Annotated in this window: 12 protein-coding genes and 1 rRNA gene; all 13 read right to left on the bottom strand. The window is 67.9% G+C overall.

The window, feature by feature from the left end; all coding sequences use genetic code 11:
• Positions 1-81: ribosomal RNA gene (locus tag V1Y59_RS22740) — 16S ribosomal RNA — on the bottom strand; the annotation flags it as partial.
• 447 nt (positions 82-528) lie between these two features.
• Entirely contained in the window at positions 529-1,824 is a 1,296-nt protein-coding gene (tyrS, locus tag V1Y59_RS22735) for a tyrosine--tRNA ligase (protein ID WP_330507309.1), read from the bottom strand.
• 49 nt (positions 1,825-1,873) lie between these two features.
• Entirely contained in the window at positions 1,874-2,119 is a 246-nt protein-coding gene (locus V1Y59_RS22730) for a Trm112 family protein (RefSeq protein WP_330507308.1), read from the bottom strand.
• 81 nt (positions 2,120-2,200) lie between these two features.
• Positions 2,201-5,212 carry an AMP-binding protein gene (locus tag V1Y59_RS22725; RefSeq protein ID WP_330507307.1) on the bottom strand — a complete coding sequence of 1,004 codons (3,012 nt, stop codon included), beginning with the start codon at positions 5,210-5,212 and terminating at the stop codon, positions 2,201-2,203.
• An 80-nt stretch (positions 5,213-5,292) separates the two neighbouring features.
• Positions 5,293-6,735, bottom strand: a complete 1,443-nt coding sequence (argH, locus tag V1Y59_RS22720; RefSeq protein ID WP_330507306.1) for an argininosuccinate lyase — start codon at positions 6,733-6,735, stop codon at positions 5,293-5,295.
• On the bottom strand, positions 6,732-7,931 hold the full coding sequence (locus tag V1Y59_RS22715; protein ID WP_330507305.1) for an argininosuccinate synthase: 1,200 nt from the start codon (positions 7,929-7,931) through the stop codon (positions 6,732-6,734). Before V1Y59_RS22715 ends, argH begins: the two co-directional genes overlap by 4 nt.
• Before the next feature lie 143 nt (positions 7,932-8,074).
• Positions 8,075-8,617, bottom strand: a complete 543-nt coding sequence (locus V1Y59_RS22710; protein ID WP_330507304.1) for an arginine repressor — start codon at positions 8,615-8,617, stop codon at positions 8,075-8,077.
• A complete protein-coding gene (gene argF / locus V1Y59_RS22705; protein WP_330507303.1) occupies positions 8,617-9,537 on the bottom strand; it encodes an ornithine carbamoyltransferase in 921 nt (306 codons plus the stop codon). The genes V1Y59_RS22710 and argF overlap by 1 nt, the downstream gene beginning before the upstream one ends.
• Positions 9,534-10,730 carry an acetylornithine transaminase gene (locus V1Y59_RS22700; RefSeq protein ID WP_330507302.1) on the bottom strand — a complete coding sequence of 399 codons (1,197 nt, stop codon included), beginning with the start codon at positions 10,728-10,730 and terminating at the stop codon, positions 9,534-9,536. The genes argF and V1Y59_RS22700 overlap by 4 nt, the downstream gene beginning before the upstream one ends.
• Positions 10,727-11,632, bottom strand: a complete 906-nt coding sequence (argB, locus tag V1Y59_RS22695; RefSeq protein WP_330507301.1) for an acetylglutamate kinase — start codon at positions 11,630-11,632, stop codon at positions 10,727-10,729. Before argB ends, V1Y59_RS22700 begins: the two co-directional genes overlap by 4 nt.
• Complete coding sequence (gene argJ, locus V1Y59_RS22690; RefSeq protein WP_330507300.1) at positions 11,629-12,867, bottom strand: bifunctional glutamate N-acetyltransferase/amino-acid acetyltransferase ArgJ; 1,239 nt, start codon at positions 12,865-12,867, stop codon at positions 11,629-11,631. The genes argB and argJ overlap by 4 nt, the downstream gene beginning before the upstream one ends.
• Positions 12,864-13,901: an N-acetyl-gamma-glutamyl-phosphate reductase gene (argC, locus tag V1Y59_RS22685; protein WP_330507299.1), complete on the bottom strand. Its 1,038-nt coding sequence runs from the start codon at positions 13,899-13,901 to the stop codon at positions 12,864-12,866. The genes argJ and argC overlap by 4 nt, the downstream gene beginning before the upstream one ends.
• 313 nt (positions 13,902-14,214) lie before the next feature.
• Complete coding sequence (gene pheT / locus V1Y59_RS22680; RefSeq protein ID WP_330507298.1) at positions 14,215-16,716, bottom strand: phenylalanine--tRNA ligase subunit beta; 2,502 nt, start codon at positions 16,714-16,716, stop codon at positions 14,215-14,217.
• Positions 16,717-16,753: the final 37 nt, after the last annotated feature.

Genomic DNA, 16,753 nt, shown 5'->3' with positions numbered 1-16,753 from the left:
AGCAGGGCCTTTCCGTTCGACTTGCATGTGTTAAGCACGCCGCCAGCGTTCGTCCTGAGCCAGGATCAAACTCTCCATGAAAACCTATCGAAACACGCCGGCAAACCGACGCAATTTCAACACAATCAGGAAAGATAAACCTGACAAATCAATCCAAAAAATCTGGCATCAAAAAACTCCGATGCCATCTCAAAAAAATGGCATCAAACAATCCACCAATACACTATCGAGTTCTCAAAGAACACACACCCGCAGATACCTCCTCAGTTAAGAGGCGTTCATCGACGAGCTGTCTGTTCTGAAGTGTTGCGACCGTCTCCGGGGCAACTCTTCTAGGCTACCTTACCCGGTTTTGATCCGCAACTCTAGGCTGCTTCTCGTTATCCGGGTGTCGGTCCGCAGCTTCTGTCCCAGGCCAGCGGCCTCGGGCAGTTGGTTTCTCCCCGGTTCCTGTCGGCCCCGGGAAGTTCCTCGCTGCGGTGCGTCGATTAAGTTACACAGGCGAGAACACAGCGTCAAATCGCCTGGTCAGAGCGCTAAGCGTGCTCCGGCGAAGGTTTTCTTCCCACGGCGGATCACGAGCCAGCGACCGTGCAGCAGGTCGGCGCTCGTCGGCTGCCACTCGGCGTCGGTGACCTTCACGTTGTTCACGTACGCGCCACCTTCACTGATCGCTCTGCGTGCGGCCTTGTTGCTGTCCGACAACCCCGTGTCGACGAGCAACTCGACCAACGTCGGGCTGGCGTCTGCGTAGTCGGCCACCGAGGTCTCCCCGACTGCGGCCGCAAGCGTGTGCTCGTCGAGATCTGCGAGATCGGCCCGGCCGAAGAGCGCCTGACTCGCCAGCTCGGCTGCCGCGGTGTGCTCGGCGCCATGGATCAGTGTGGTCATCTCGGCGGCAAGTCGCTTCTGCGCGGTCCGCAGGTGCGGTGTCTCGGCGGTCGCTCGCTCGAGCTCGTCGATCTCGTCGCGACCCAGGAAGGTGAACCACCGGAGGTACCGGACGACGTCGGCATCGGCCGTGTTCACGAAGTACTGGTACCAGGCGTACGGACTGGTCAACTCGGGGTCCAACCAGAGGCTGCCGCCGCCCGTCGACTTCCCGAACTTCTTGCCGTCCGAGGATGTGACGAGCGGGACCGTCATGCCGTGCAGCGATGTCGCGTCCAGGCGTCGCGCGAGGTCGACGCCGCCGACGATGTTGCCCCATTGGTCCGAGCCGCCGATCTGCAACACGCATCCGTGGCGGCGGTTGAGCTCGACGAAGTCGTTCGACTGCAACAGCAGGTAACTGAATTCCGCGTAGCTCATGCCGTCCGACTCCAGCCGCCGCCGGACGGTGTCGCGGGCGAGCATCACGTTGATCGAGAAATGCTTGCCCAGGTCCCGCAGGAATTCGACAGCGCTGAGCTTGCCCGTCCAATCCAGGTTGTTGACGATCAGAGCACCGGTGGGTGAATCGTCGATCGTGACGAATCGTCGGAGCTGGCCACCGATCCGGTCGGCCCATTCGGCGACGGTGTCCGGCGCGTTCATCGTGCGCTCCCCCACGTCGCGGGGGTCGCCGATCAGCCCGGTCGCGCCGCCCGCCAAGACAATCGGACGGTGGCCGGCCTCTTGGAACCGCCGCAGCGTGAGAAGCGGGACCAGATGCCCGGCGTGCAGACTGGCGGCGGTCGGGTCGAAGCCGGCGTACAGCGTGATGGGGCCGCGCGCCATCTCGGCGCGCAGGTCATCGAGGTCGGTCGACTGGGCGATCAGGCCCCGCCAGGACAGTTCGGAGAGGATGTCGGTCTTCGGCCCGTCGGACAACTCGGTGCTCACCCCACGATCTTGTCACCCGCCGACGACGAGGCCGGCACCTGCCCAGCACCTATCGCTGGACGTCTCCGTCACCGATGTCGGGTGCCGAGCTCGTGAGGCGGGCGTGCTCCGCCTCGTCGACGGTCCGCGCTTCGTCCGCCAGCATGACCGGTATCCCGTCGGCATCGATGCGATACGCGACCCGCAACCTCGGGTTGTACAGCTCGTCGCCCGCGTCGACGAGGGGGCCGCGGTCCTGCGGACACACCAGCCGTTCCCGAGTGATCGGATCGATCGATTCGGCTCGTGTCGCCATCTCTGGGTCCCTCCTCGGCTGCGGTGATCGCCGACCACTCTAGTGTCATGCCCAGTTTCGGCGGCGTTGTGCCACCCACGGTCAGTTTTCGGCCGCGGCGGGAACCGAACCGCCCGCTCCGGCTTTCGCGGACCACCCCAGCGTGGCGGCCGCAGACCGCGTGTACCTGCGATAATGTCCCTCGCTGTCGCGATACCAGACCTTCGCTCCCGGGTGGGGCAGACCGCGCCGCGCGAAGCCGGAGGAAACCGGCCGATACGCGTCGGACACCGGGATCTCGTCGACCACGTGAATCAGGTGCGGCCGCTGGTGAGCACCCAACTCACCGAGCGCGATGCGCAATTGGGTGACGGTCAGGGAGTCCGTCTTCCGGTTCGGCCTCAGTGTCAGTGCCGCCACCGCGATCTGGCGTCCCGGTTCACCCACGCCGTAGGCGACGACCTGGTCGGTCGTCGGCATGCGGGACAGACTCTGCTCGACCGGTGGTACATACACCGGTCCGTCCGACGTGCGGATGATGCTGTCGAGGGAGCCCAGGAACCACAGGTCGTCAGCCAGGTCGCGGACGAACAGGTGCCCCGACACCTCCCAGCGATCGTGTGGTGCGAAGACGTCACGCAGCACGGTCGCCGAGGTGTCGAACCGCTGCCGGTTGCGGGCCAGGAGCAGACCGGGCTCGGCGACCTCGGCTCGCCGCACGAAACCGGCGTCGTCGATGATCAACCGCTCGTTCTCGAGGTCGTAGGCGGCGATCTCGACCGGATTCGTCTCCGGTAGTGACTGTCCCATGGAGCCGACCTTGTCGGCGGACACGTTGGCGAGAATGGCCGACCCGTCTGCGGTGGCGAAGAACTCGAGGACGCGAGCTCGCGGGAAGCTGGCGACGACGTCGTCCCACAGGCCCACCGGCATGCCCGATCCCATGAACAGGCGGATCGGGTTGTGCTGATTGATCCGGAACCCGTCGGCGCGCACGATGTCACGCATCATCGTCCAGGTGTAGGAGACGACCGTGATCCCGTAGCGGTCCACCTCCGTGGTGAAGGTGTCCGCGTCGACACCGTTGGACAGCGCGATGCGGGAACGTCCGACCACGGTCGCGCCCAGAGTCGTGAGCAGCCCCGATGCATGATGCAGCGGCGGGAGGCAGTACACGGTGTCCCGCACGGTGAGACCGGCCGCCGACGCTGCGCCGAATGCGGACTGGGCAAATCGGTGGTTGGTCACCGGCCACGGTGCGAGTTGCCCCGCGCCGCGGGTGAACAGGACGAACGCGAGATCTCCCGCGAGCCCCGGATCGGGTCGATACCACGACGGCATCTGCACGGATTCCGGGTCGATCTGCTCCATGTCGATCACCGACGACCCGTCGGCCCGTTCGATGGTCCGCGTGTCGCCACTGCCACCACCGAGCACCAGGACCCGATCGCACACCCGCGTGGCCTGGTCGAGGTGGCCGGGGTCGGTCACGATCACCGAACTGTCGGCCAGCCGCAGCATCTCCCGCACGTCGCCGTCGGCTGCCAGCATGACCGCGACACCGCCCAGGCGGGACAGCGCGGCGACGACGACCAGCGCGCTGGGGCGGGTGTCCATCAGGACCCCGATGTGCTGGCCGGGGCGCACCCCGCACTCGACCAGCCCGGCGACGACGTTGTCGATACGCGTGTTGACGTCGGCGTGGGTGAGCACCCGGTTCTCGAACAGGAACAACTCCTGCTTCGGGGCGCGTCGGCAGTTCTCCGACATGAGTTTTCCCAGCGAGATCCGGGTCCCGGACTGGATCTGCCCGAGCCGGAACAGCCGCGGCACCGTCCGCACGGACTCCTGCGCCACCGCCCGCGAGCTTCGTTGCAGTGTGTTGGCCATGACGAGCAGGTCGCGCGACACCCCTGCGGAGGCATCCGCCAGCGAGCCGATTCCGTGGGTGATGCGCGACGACAGACTCACGCCCGACCCGTGCGGATCCGGTGTCTCCGGCATCTCTTCCACCAGCGGCGGCCGTTCGGCCAGGCCCGCTTGCCACAACACCCACTCCGCAGTGGTGGGCCAGGTGTGTGCCCCGGCGGTGCTGCCCACGACGAGCCCGAAATGTCCGACCGGCACGCGGGATTCGAACACCGAGGCGCTCGGGGCAGCGCGCAGGATCCCCCGGACGGCCAGCGGTTGACCGATGTCGTCGGCGTCCCCGAGGAAGGCGAGGACCGGACAGGTGATCTCGGTCAAGGACACCAGCTCACCGTTGATGACGAATCCGCCGGACACCATCCGGTTGTGGACCACGAACTGGCGCAACAGTTCTGCCACCGCGGGCCCCGACCACGCGACCCAGCCCTCGGCCTCGATGAAGCGCCGCTGGTCCTCCCTGGGCAGCAATGCGTCTCGGTCGTGCAGCTTGCGGAGGAAATCGATGCGGCTGCGGGCCGTCTTCACCGGATCGACGAGTTGGAAACCGGCACGAGCCATCCAGCCCGGAACCCACAACCGGTTAAAGACGTTGTCGGCGAGGATCTCGGCGCCCGGGACGACGAGGTTGGCGGGCAATCCCAACGGCAGCGCTGCGAGCACATCGACCGGGCTGCCGAAGGTGATGAGGCTCGCGATCGACTTCGACCGTCGGTACGCCGCGGCCTGATACGCGAACATCCCACCCTGCGAGTAACCGGCCAGGTGCACGTCCTTTCCGGTGGCCTCCACGATCAGGTCGATGGCCCGGCTCACCGCGACAACGTGGTCGGCGAGGGTGCGCTCCATCCCGCCCTCTTCGGCGTCCGGCGAGCCGAAGTCGATGACCCACGGCGTGATCCCGGCGCGATGCAGGATCGAGGCCGCGCCGTTGTGCTCGGTCACGTCATAGACGTTGGCCGACACCATCATCGGTGGGACGAGGACGACTTGCGGGCCGGTGGTCGGCGTATCCGGGAAGTACCTGCGGAGCCGGAACATCTTCTCGTTCTCGACGACGCTGAACGGCGCCGGCTCGGTCCCGGTGTCGAGTCCACCGAATCGCAGTACCTCGAGGCCGTTCTGAGCGGTCGCGAGCACTCGACCGACCGCGGCTCCGACGTTGGGCAGCGCAGGGAGTGCCACCATGACGCCGACCCCCTCCCCTCGTAGTTCGAGTGATGCACGTCACTGTACCGACCTCCCCGCAGGTGGCGTCATCAGCGTACTCAGGTGTCGGCCGGGTCTCCGTCCCCCGTCCATGCTGCGCGTCGTCGCCGGACCTGCTCAGTCAGTTCGGACAGCTGACGGGCGACCTGCACCGATGCCGTGCCACCGTGGGCATCACGTGATTCGATCGAACCACGCACGGTCAGCACGTCACGCACCTCGGAACGCAGGTCGGGACTGATGGATGCCAACGTCTGGTCGTCGAGGTCGGCGAGCCCCACGCCACGTTCCTCTGCCGCCCGTACACTCGCCCCCGCCACCTCGTGCGCGACGCGGAACGGAACTCCCTGCCGGACAAGCCATTCTGCGATGTCGGTGGCAAGGGTGAAACCCGCAGGTGCGAGGTCGGCCATGCGGTCGGAATGGAACTCGAGAGTTCCGACCATGCCCGCCACCGCGGGCAGCAACAGTTCGAGTTGTGCGACCGAGTCGAAGACGGGCTCCTTGTCTTCCTGTAGGTCGCGGTTGTAGGCCAGCGGTTGGGCTTTGAGGGTCGCGAGCAGACCGGTCAGGTTGCCGATCAACCGTCCCGATTTCCCGCGAGTCAGCTCGGCGACGTCGGGGTTCTTCTTCTGGGGCATGATCGAACTGCCCGTCGACCACGCATCGGCCAGCGTCACGTAGCCGAATTCCGGTGTGCTCCAGAGGATGATCTCCTCGGACAGACGCGACAGGTCCACCCCGATCATTGCCAGGACGAACGCGCCCTCTGCCGCGAAGTCTCGTGCGGCGGTCGCGTCGATCGAGTTCTCGGCCGGCCGGTCGAAACCGAGATCGGCCGCGATGGAGGCGGGGTCGAGGCCCAGCGAGGATCCCGCGAGGGCACCGGAACCGTAGGGTGACACGGCCGTTCGCCGGTCGGCGTCGGCCAGTCGGTCGACGTCGCGGACGAGCGGGTGCGCGTGCGCGAGCAACTGGTGGGCGAGCAGGACCGGCTGGGCGGCCTGCAGGTGGGTCTTGCCGGGCATCACCGTGTCCGGATACGCGCGGGCCTGCGCGATCAGAGCGTCGACGACGTCGAGCACCCCGATCGCGACCCGACGCATGGCGGCGCGCAACCACATTCGGAACAGCGTCGCGACCTGGTCGTTACGGGACCGGCCCGCACGCAACCGCCCACCGAGCTCGGGTCCGACGCGTTCGATCAGGCCACGTTCGAGAGCGCCGTGGACGTCCTCGTCACTCTCGGCCGGGCCGAAGCTCCCGTCCGCGACGTCGGTGGCGAGCTTCGACAACCCGACCAGCATCGCCTCGAGTTCTTCGTCGGTCAGCAGGCCGGCGCGGAACAGCACACGCGAATGCGCCATCGACGCCTCGATGTCGAACGGCGCCAGCGCCCAGTCGAAGTGGGTGGACTTGCTCAGCGCGGCCATCGCCGCGGCCGGACCGTCGGCGAAGCGCCCGCCCCACAGCGAGCCCTCGTTGGTGCCATGCGAGGTCACAGGTCGAGATCCCGCTTGGCCGCGATCTTCGACGACAGGCCGTGCAGCTCGACGAATCCGCGGGCGGCGGACTGGTCGAAGCTGTCGCCCTCGTCGTAGGTCGCCAGGTTGAAGTCGTAGAGCGACTCACCGCTGCGACGCCCGGTGACCGCGATGTGGCCACCGTGCAGTACCAGCCGGATGTCACCGCTGACGTGCTCCTGGGTGGAGGCGACGAAGGCGTCCAGCGAACGCTTCAGTGGCGAGAACCACAGTCCGTCGTACACCAATTCGGCCCACTTCTGGTCGGTGTGCCGCTTGTAGCGGCCCAGTTCGCGCTCCAGGGTGACATGCTCGAGCTCCTCGTGGGCCCGGATCAGGACCATCGCGCCGGGCGCCTCGTACACCTCGCGGCTCTTGATGCCGACGAGGCGGTCCTCGACGACGTCGAGCCGGCCGACTCCCTGTGCACCGGCGCGGCGGTTCAGTTCCTGGATGGCCTCGAGGACACTGACCGGGCGCCCGTCGATGGCCACGGGGCGGCCCTTGTCGAAGCTGACGATGACCTCGTCGGGCGAATTCCAGTTGACGGTGGGGTCGTCGGTGTAGTCGTAGACGTCCTTGGTCGGCGCGTTCCACAGGTCTTCGAGGAAGCCCGTCTCGACCGCGCGTCCCCAGACGTTCTGGTCGATCGAGAACGGCGACTTCTTGGTGACGTTGATCGGGATGTCGTTCTCCTCGGCGAAGCTGATCGCCTTCTCCCGCGTCCACGCGTAGTCACGGACCGGGGCGAGGACCTCCAGATCGGGGGCCAGAGAGGCGAACCCGACCTCGAAACGCACCTGGTCGTTGCCCTTGCCGGTACAGCCGTGCGCGACCATCGTGCCGCCGTGGTCGCGCGCCGCGGTGACCAGATGCTTGGCGATGAGCGGACGAGAGATCGCCGAGACCAACGGGTAGCGATCCATGTACAACGCATTGGAGGTGATGGTCGGCAGGCAGTAGCCGTCGGCGAACTCGTCTCGCGCATCGACGACCACGGACTCCACGGCGCCACAGTCGAGCGCGCGCTGACGCACCACGTCCATGTCCTCGCCGCCCTGGCCGAGATCGAGCGCGACGGCGACGACCTCCTTGCCGGTCTCCTTGCCGATCCAGCTGATCGCGACCGAGGTGTCGAGGCCGCCCGAGTACGCGAGTACGACGCGTTCCGCCATGTCATTTCTCCTGTGGTTCTGCGCACCGGTGCGGGATCGTCCCGCTCGGCGCCTGTTGTTCTGATTGTCGCTGTTCGAGTTGTCGGTACTGGGCTGGGGGTTGGGGCCGTCGGGAGTGAGGCGAGCAGACCGGACCTGCTCTGCTACACGAGGCCCTCGATTCGTCGCGCGAGCGCCGCCCCGTCCACCGGCTCTCGTGCCACCACGAAGATGGTGTCGTCGCCGGCGATCGTGCCGACCACGTCCGGCAGGCTGGCGCGATCGATGGCGCTGGCGAGGTAGTGGGCCGCTCCCGGGGGCGTCCGCAGCACCGCGAGGTTTCCGCTGGAGTCGGTGGAGACCAGCAGTTCCGCCAGCAGCCGCGACAGGCGGTCCGTCCCGCCGAACACCCCGCGCACCGGCGAGCCGTCCTCGGGGACGACGTATCGGCCCGTCCCGCCGTCGGCGCCCCGTAGCTTGATCGCACCGAGTTCGTCGAGATCGCGTGAGAGGGTCGCCTGCGTCGCATCGATGCCCTCCGCCGAGAGCAGATGCTGCAGTTCGGACTGACTACGCACCTGGTGAGCGGCGAGCAGGTCGATGATCCGCGCGTGACGCCCGGCCTTGGTGGCGGCCAACCGCGTCTCACTCCCGGCCGGCAGCCGGTCGTGCCCGTGCTTCGCCGACGTCGGCTGGTCGGTGGTCATCATTTCCTCAGCAGCCACAGCAGCAGTGCTTTCTGGGCGTGCAGCCGGTTCTCCGCTTCGTCGAGAACCACACTCGCCGGCCCGTCGATGACCGCGTCGGTGATCTCCTCCCCACGATGCGCCGGAAGGCAGTGCAGCACGATCGCATTCGCGTCCGCCCGGGCGAGCAGGTCCTCGTTGATCTGATATGGGAGGAACGGGCCGTGCCGGTCCTTGCCGTCGGTCTCCTGGCCCATCGACGTCCATGTGTCGGTGACCAGCACGTCGGCGCCCTCGGCGGCCTTGTCCGGGTCGGTCACCACCCGCACCGAACCGCCCGTCTCGCGGGCACGCGCCTCGGTCGCCGTGACGACCTCCGGCGCGGGTTCGAAACCCTGTGGCGCACTGATGGTCACGTGCATCCCGGCAGTCACGCCACCGAGTGCGAGTGAGTGCGCCATGTTGTTGGCGCCGTCGCCGAGGTAGGTCATGGAGAGCCCGGCCGTGCGGCCACGGTGCTCGATGATGGTCTGCAGGTCCGCGAGCACCTGGCAGGGATGGAACGTGTCGGACAGGGCGTTGACCACCGGAACCGTCGCCGACGACGCCATCGCTTCGAGGCGGTCGTGGCCGAACGTGCGCCACACGATCGCGTCGACGTAGCGCGACAACACCCGGCCGGTGTCCTCGATGGTCTCGTCGCGGCCGAGCTGGGTGGTGGTTCCGTCGACGACGACGGCATGCCCACCGAGCTGTGCGATGCCCATCTCGAACGAGAACCGGGTACGGGTGGAGTTCTTGTCGAAGATCACGCCGACACCTCGCGGTCCTTCGAGCGGCCGGTTGGCGAACGGCGCCGCCTTGACCTCTGCGGCCAGCGCCAGCACCTCGGCCTGCTCATCGGGCGTGAGGTCGTCGTCGCGTAGGAAGTGTCGCGTCATGCCTTCTCCCCCTCGGTGTTCTGGGCGGTCGCCCGGTCCAGGATGGTGGGCAGTGCGGTGACGAAGCTCGCCCCCTGCTCTTCGGTGAGGATCAGCGGCGGCGCGAGCCGCAGGACGTCGGGGCCGGGTGCGTTGATCAGGAAACCTGCATCGCGCGCGGCCTTTTCGACCCGGGCGGCGATCGGACTGTTCAAGACGATGCCGAGCAACAAGCCGGCCCCCCGGACATGCGACACCTGCGGATGACCGAGGCTCTCCACTCCGGCGGCGATCGACTTGCCCACCGCCGCCACATGATCGACGAGGCCGTCCTCATCGATCACCCGGAGTACCGCGAGCGCCGCGGCCGTGCACGCCGGGTTGCCACCGAACGTGGTTCCGTGCTGCCCCGGCTCGAACAGGTCGCCGGCAGCCCCGGTCGCAAGACAGGCCCCGATCGGCAGTCCACCGCCGAGACCCTTGGCCAGCGTCATCACGTCCGGCACCACCCCGGCCGCCTGGTGCGCGAAAAACGAACCGGTGCGGGCGATCCCCGTCTGCACCTCGTCGAAGATCAACAACGCGCCACGCTCGGAGGTGATGCGCCGGGCTTCGGCCAGGTAGCCGTTCGGCGGCACGACGACACCGCTCTCCCCCAGGATCGGCTCCAGGATGACGGCCGCCGTGCGCTCGGTCACCACGGCGTCGAGCGCCTCCACGTCACCGTAGGGAACGAACCGTACACCGGGAGGCATCGGTTCGAACGGCGCACGTTTCGCGGGCTGCCCGGTCATGGCGAGCGCCCCCATCGTGCGGCCGTGGAAGGCCCGGTCGGCCGCCACGATCTCCGGTCGCCCCGTGCGGCGGGCGAGTTTGAACGCCGCCTCGTTCGCCTCGGTTCCGGAGTTGCAGAAGAAGACCCGCCCCGGGTGACCGAATTTGTCCAGCAGGCGTTCGGCCAATTCGACCGCGGGTGCGCTGATGTAGAGGTTCGAGACGTGTCCCAGCGTCTGCAGTTGGTTCGTGACGGCCTCGACGAGCACCGGATGGGCGTGGCCGAGCGCGTTGACCGCGATGCCGCCGAGGAGGTCCAGATACTCGTTGCCGTCGGCGTCGCGCACCACGGCACCGGACCCGTCGACCAGTGCGATCGCCGGGGTGCCGTAATTGTTCATCAGGGCCGCCGACCACCGTTGCTGCAGCGGTTCGGTCATGATGCGTCCTCTCCGTCGGTGTCTGCGACCACCGTGGTCCCGGTCGAACTGGCGGTGAGCAATTGGGCGATCACCGAGTGCGGTACCCGCCCGTCGATGACGTGTGCGGCGCCCACGCCACCGGTCACCGCTCGCAGGCAGGCCTCCATCTTCGGGACCATGCCGGAATCGAGCGAGCCGAGCAACCCGGACAGTTCGTCGGTCCCGATCTGCGACACCAGCGACGTCCGGTCCGGCCAGTCCGTGTAGAGACCTTCGACGTCGGTGAGCATCACGAGGCGGGACGCGCCCAGCGCTTCGGCGAGTGCCCCTGCCGCGGTGTCCGCGTTGATGTTGTGGACCACGCCGTCGCGGTCCGGCGCGATGGTGGACACGACGGGAATACGCCCGGCGGCAACGAGATCGAGTACCGCAGACGTGTTCACTGACGCGATGTCGCCGACGAGACCGATGTCGGTGGCCGTGCCGTCGACCAGTACCGTTCGCCGACTCGCGGTGAACAGGTGCGCGTCCTCACCGGTGATCCCGACAGCGTACGGACCGTGGGAGTTGATCAGGCCGACGAGCTCTCGCCCGACCTGGCCGAACAGGACCATCCGCGCGACGTCCATCACCTCGGGGGTGGTGACGCGGAATCCGCCGCGGAACTCGCCCTCGAGGCCGAGTCGCTTGAGCATCGCCGAGATCTGCGGACCACCGCCGTGGACCACGACCGGGTGAATCCCGCAGGCGCGCAACAACACCATGTCCGTCGCGAACGCGCGCTTGAGTTCATAGTCGACCATCGCGTTGCCGCCGTACTTGATCACGATGGTGGCTCCGTGCAGCGCCTGCAGGGCCGGCAGCGTCTCGGCGAGGACGAGCGCCTTGTCGAGAGCAGTGAGGGTGGACTCGCCGGTCATGACGAGTACGCCGAGTTCTCTTCGACGTACCCGTGCGACAGGTCCGTCGTGCGGATGGCGGCCGACGCGTCACCGAGTCCGAGATCGATCTCGACGGTGATGTCGGCTCCGGACAGATCGACCTCACGTGCACCGGGCACCCCGCAACCGTTCTGGCAGACGGGTGTCCCGTTGAACGACACGGCGATCCGGTCCGGGTCGATCGTGACCGGCGCGATACCGACGGCGGCCAGCACCCGACCCCAGTTGGGGTCGGACCCGAACAGCGCGGTCTTGACCAGCGAATCCCTTGCGACGGCCCGGGCGACGGTGACCGCATCGTCCTCGGTCGGCGCACCTGCGACAGTGATCACGACGCGCTTGGTGACACCTTCGGCATCGGCCATCAGCTGGGCGGCGAGGTCGTCGCAGACGGCGAGCACCGCGGCGTCGAGATCTGCCTGCTCGACCGGGATCTGGCTGGCGCCCGAACTCAGCAGCAGCACCGTGTCGTTGGTGGATGCAGCTCCGTCGACGTCTAATCGGTCGAACGTCAGGGCAGTCGCCCGCCGCAGCGCGGTGTCGAGTTGCTCGGCGGTGGCATGCGCGTCGGTCGTGAGGACGCACAGCATGGTGGCCAGGGACGGCGCCAGCATTCCCGCACCCTTGGCCATCCCGCCCACATTCCATCCCTGGGGATGATGCAGCGCAGCCTGTTTCGGCACCGTGTCGGTTGTCATGATCGCGTGGGCCGCGTCGGTTCCACCGGAGAGGCCCCCGCCCATGTCCTGGACGATCTCGGTGACACCGGCCAGCATCTTGTCCATCGGCAACCGGTCACCGATGAGACCCGTGGAGCAGACCGCCACCTCGATGGCACCGGTCTCGGTGCCCCAGTTGCTGAGTGCCTCGGCGACCGCCTCGGCGGTCGCGTGGGAGTCCTGGAACCCACCGGGACCGGTGCAGGCGTTGGCACCACCGGAGTTCAGCACAACCGCGCGGAGTCGACCGGTCGTCAGGACCTGCCGGCTCCACAGCACCGGCGCGGCCTTCACCTGGTTGCGGGTGAACACACCCGCCGCGGCGTGGTCGGGGCCTTCGTTGAACACGAGGGCGAGGTCGAGCGCGCCGGATGCCTTGATGCCGGCGGCGATGCCCGCGGCGCGGAAGCCCAGCGGCGCGGTCACCCCCTGCGCGCGTATCAGCCGCGGTGCGTCGAGAGGCGCTCCGGGGGTGATCCGGTCGTCGGTCGTCATGGCGCCACCCCCACGGTGCTCAAGCCCTCGGTCTCGTCGAAGCCGAGTGCGAGGTTCATGGACTGCACGGCCGCTCCGCCGGTGCCTTTGGTCAGGTTGTCGATCGCACCGACCACCACAAGGGTGCCGGCCCGTTCGTCGACGGTCAGCGCGAGCTGCACCGCATTGCCGCCCACCACGGAACCGGTTGCCGGCAAGGCACCTTCGGGCAGGAGGTGTATGAACGGCTCGTCGTCGTAAGCCTTCTCGTACGCAGCGCGTACCTCGCCGACCGACGCCGACGTCCGCGCCGTGCAGGTGGCGAGGATGCCACGGGCCATCGGGGCCAGGATCGGCGTGAACGACACCCCGACCGGGGTTCCGGCAGCCGCGGACAGTGCCTGGGCGATCTCCGGTGTGTGCCGATGTGTCCCGCCGATGCCGTAGGCACGGGCCGACCCGATGACCTCCGATGCCAGGAAATCGACCTTGAGCGACCGTCCCGCGCCCGAGGCGCCCGTGACCGCGACCACGGTGGCGTGTGGCTCGACGAGTCCCGCGGCGATGGCCGGACGCAGTGCGAGGATGGACACGGTCGGATAGCAGCCCGGCACCGCGATCCGCGACGCGTCACGCAGTCGGTCGCGATTTCCCGGGAGCTCGGGCAGGCCGTAAGGCCACGTCCCGGCGTGGTCGCCGCCGTAATAGTCGGTCCAGTCCTGAGCGGACTCGAGTCTGTGGTCGGCGCCGCAGTCGATGATCAGTGTGGTCGGCGGGAGCGCGTCGGAGATCTCCCCGGACGTGCCGTGCGGCAAGCCGAGGAACACGACGTCGTGTCCAGCCAGGATCTCCGGAGTGGTGTCCTCGAGAATGCGGTCCGCCAGCGGGAGAAGATGCGGGTGCTGGCTTCCGAGGGTGCTGCCCGCGTTGCCTCCGGCGGTCAGGGCACCGATCTCGAGCTCCCCGGTTCGCAGGCGCGGGTGTCCGCAGAGAAGCCTGAGGATCTCACCACCTGCATAGCCGCTCGCACCGGCGACTGCCACCCTGATCGTCATACGATGATTATGCATGACGATGCAAATCAATTCAGGTTGGGGTCTCGATACGCCGGCTCGCAGGCTCGCGCGGCTACTCGACCATCGGAAGGGACGCCGGCTCGCAGGCTCGCGCGGCTACTCGATCAGCGAAAAAAGGGGGCGCCCTGTCGCACAGTCACGCGGCTACTCGACCATCGGAGGGAAGGCCGGCTCGCGGAGGGTCTCGATACGCCGGGCTCGCATGCTCGCACGGCTACTCGACCACCGAGGGGGAATCCGCAACGCAGGTCGCGCGGCCACTCAACCCCTGAAAGGGCGATGACCCACGTTGTCAGCGCAGGCGGGCGCCGATCGTCTCCCCCGCGTGGGCGACGGCAGCCATCTTGGCGGCGTTGGCCTCCTCCTCGGTGAGGGTGCGGTCGCGGGCACGGAACCGCAGCGCGAAGGTGAGTGATTTGCTCCCCGCACCCACTTGGTCGCCGGTGAACACGTCGAACAGGTCGATCGCCTCGAGGAGGTCGCCGGCACCGGCGGTCAACGCGTCCTGCACCTGCGCGGCGGACACCGTGTCGGCCACGACGACAGCCACGTCCTGCAGGACCGCCGGGAAGGGCGACACCTGCGGCGCGGGCAGATGGTCGACGATCGGCACAGCATCCAGGTCGATCTCGACGGCACACAGCCGCTTCGGGAGGCCCGCCCGTTCCAGCACGGCCGGGTGCAGTTCACCCGCATGGCCGATGGTTCGGCCGTCGACGGTGAGGCGCGCGCACCGACCCGGATGCCAGGGCCGATGGTCGGCCGCCGACAGCACGACGTCGACGCCCGCGGCACGCGCTATCGTCCGCGCGGCCTCGAACGCGTCGACGTGATCGGCGACGCGGCCGGGACCCCATGGCCCTGCCGGTTCGCGCAGGCCGGTGAGTGCGACGGCGACATGCAGTGGCTGGTACGGCAGCGACGCGTCGAGCGCGGCGATGTCGTCGTCCGTCGGTCGTTTCGTGACGTCCAGCGCCTCGACCGGTTCGACGTGGTCACCGGCGAAGACCACCTGCCCGATGGTGTACAGCGACAGGTCGCGTTGACCGCGCGCGATGTTGCGCGCCGTCATCTCCAGCAGACCGGGCAGCAACGTGGTGTTGAGTTCGGGCCGATCGGTCTCCAGTGGATTCAGCACCGTGACGGTGCGTCGGCGTGCGTCGTCGGCGGGTAGATCCCAGGTGTCGAACACTCCGGTGGGCATGAACGGGTACGGCAGGACCTCGACGAAGCCGTCGAGCGCCAAGGTGCGGCCGACCGAACGGCGCCGACGCTGCACCGCGGTGAGACCGGTTCCGGCGGGCGCACGCGGCACCACCGCGGGGATGTCCTCGAGACCTTCCAGGCGCAGCACCTCTTCGACGAGGTCGGCGCGTTGGCGCAGGTCCGGTCGCCACGACGGAGGGGTCACCTCGAGTGGTTCCGAACCGTCGACCGTGCAACCCACCTCGCGCAGCCGGGCACTCGTGGTCCCCGCCGGGTAGCTGATGCCGGCGGTGCGGTCCGGCTCGTCGGCGGGAATCAAGATCGGGGCCGCCGCCGCGACCCGTACCTGGGCATCACTCAGCGGCGACGACACCGTGCCGCCGGCGATGTCCACGATCAGTTGCGCGGCCCGATCCGACGCCACCGCGGTGATCTGTGGATCGACGGTCCGTTCGAAGCGCTTGCTCGCCTCCGACGTCAGCTTGTGCCGCTTCCCCGTGCGGAAGACGCGCACCGGGTCGAACGTCGCAGACTCCAGCAACACGGAGGTCGTCGCGTCACCGACTTCGGTTGCGGCACCGCCCATCACGCCGGCCAACGCGATCGGCCCGGTCTCGTCGGCGATGACGACGTCCTCCGGGTCGAGGACCCGCTCGACATCGTCGAGGGTGGTCAGTTTCTCGCCGGCTCGGGCCGAGCGCACCGTGATCGTCCCGGTCAGCTTGTCGGCGTCGAACGCATGCAGCGGCTGGCCGAGTTCGATCATCACGTAGTTGGTGATGTCCACGATCGCGGAGATCGGCCGGATTCCGGCCACCATCAAGCGCTTCTGCATCCACCACGGCGACACGACGGACGGATCGACACCGGTGATGACACGTGCGGTGTAGCGGGTGGCGGACGAGTCGTCGTCGATGGCGACCGGCCACGCGTCACCGGTCGCTACCAGCGGAGGCTCGGAGTGCGCCGGGTCCGCGTGTGCCCCGAAACCGAGACCCGGATCTACGAAAGGCACTCCGAAGCTGCCCGCAAGTTCCCGGCCCAGTCCGCGAACCGAGAACGCGTAACCACGGTCAGGGGTGACGTTGACGTCGATCGCGGTGTCGTCGAGGCCCAGGACCTCACGCGCATCTGCGCCGGGCTCTGCGGTGCCCGGCGCGAGCACCAGGATGCCGCTGTGGTCGGTGCCGATCCCCAGCTCCGACACCGAACAGATCATGCCGTCGGAGATGCGGCCGTATGTCTTGCGGGAGGCGATCTCGAACGGCCCCGGCAGGACCACGCCCGGAAGGGCCGCGACGATCAGGTCGCCTTCGGCGAAGTTGCTTGCACCGCAGACGATCCCGCGCGGCTCGTCCTCGCCGACGGCGACCGTGCAGAAGCGGATCGGCTTCTTGAATTCGGTGAGTTCCTCGATGGTCTCGACCCGGCCGATCACCAGAGGCCCGGTGATCGTGGGGAATTCGTCGATGTCCTCGATCTCGAATCCGACCCGGACAAAGGCGTGGTCGATGTCCTCCGCGGTCGCCGACCACTGCGGGTCGCCTTGCCGGAGCACCTCGGTGTACCAGGACTGGGGGGCACGCACGTCAACCAACTACTTTCATCGCTCGAGCTCTTCGCGA

The organism is Gordonia prachuapensis (assembly GCF_036350515.1).
Lineage (GTDB): Bacteria > Actinomycetota > Actinomycetes > Mycobacteriales > Mycobacteriaceae > Gordonia > Gordonia prachuapensis.
This window is presented reverse-complemented; position numbering and strand designations above follow the sequence as displayed.

What these genes read in the sequence shown, in the direction of transcription:
- V1Y59_RS22710 (WP_330507304.1), bottom strand. Translation starts at nt 8,617, where the DNA reads ATGACCACCGACCAGCCGACGTCGGCGAAGCACGGGCACGACCGGCTG.
- argF (WP_330507303.1), bottom strand. Translation starts at nt 9,537, where the DNA reads ATGACGCGACACTTCCTACGCGACGACGACCTCACGCCCGATGAGCAG.
- V1Y59_RS22730 (WP_330507308.1), bottom strand. Translation starts at nt 2,119, where the DNA reads ATGGCGACACGAGCCGAATCGATCGATCCGATCACTCGGGAACGGCTG.
- argJ (WP_330507300.1), bottom strand. Translation starts at nt 12,867, where the DNA reads ATGACGACCGACGACCGGATCACCCCCGGAGCGCCTCTCGACGCACCG.
- V1Y59_RS22725 (WP_330507307.1), bottom strand. Translation starts at nt 5,212, where the DNA reads ATGGTGGCACTCCCTGCGCTGCCCAACGTCGGAGCCGCGGTCGGTCGA.
- argC (WP_330507299.1), bottom strand. Translation starts at nt 13,901, where the DNA reads ATGACGATCAGGGTGGCAGTCGCCGGTGCGAGCGGCTATGCAGGTGGT.
- argB (WP_330507301.1), bottom strand. Translation starts at nt 11,632, where the DNA reads ATGACCGGCGAGTCCACCCTCACTGCTCTCGACAAGGCGCTCGTCCTC.
- V1Y59_RS22700 (WP_330507302.1), bottom strand. Translation starts at nt 10,730, where the DNA reads ATGACCGAACCGCTGCAGCAACGGTGGTCGGCGGCCCTGATGAACAAT.
- V1Y59_RS22715 (WP_330507305.1), bottom strand. Translation starts at nt 7,931, where the DNA reads ATGGCGGAACGCGTCGTACTCGCGTACTCGGGCGGCCTCGACACCTCG.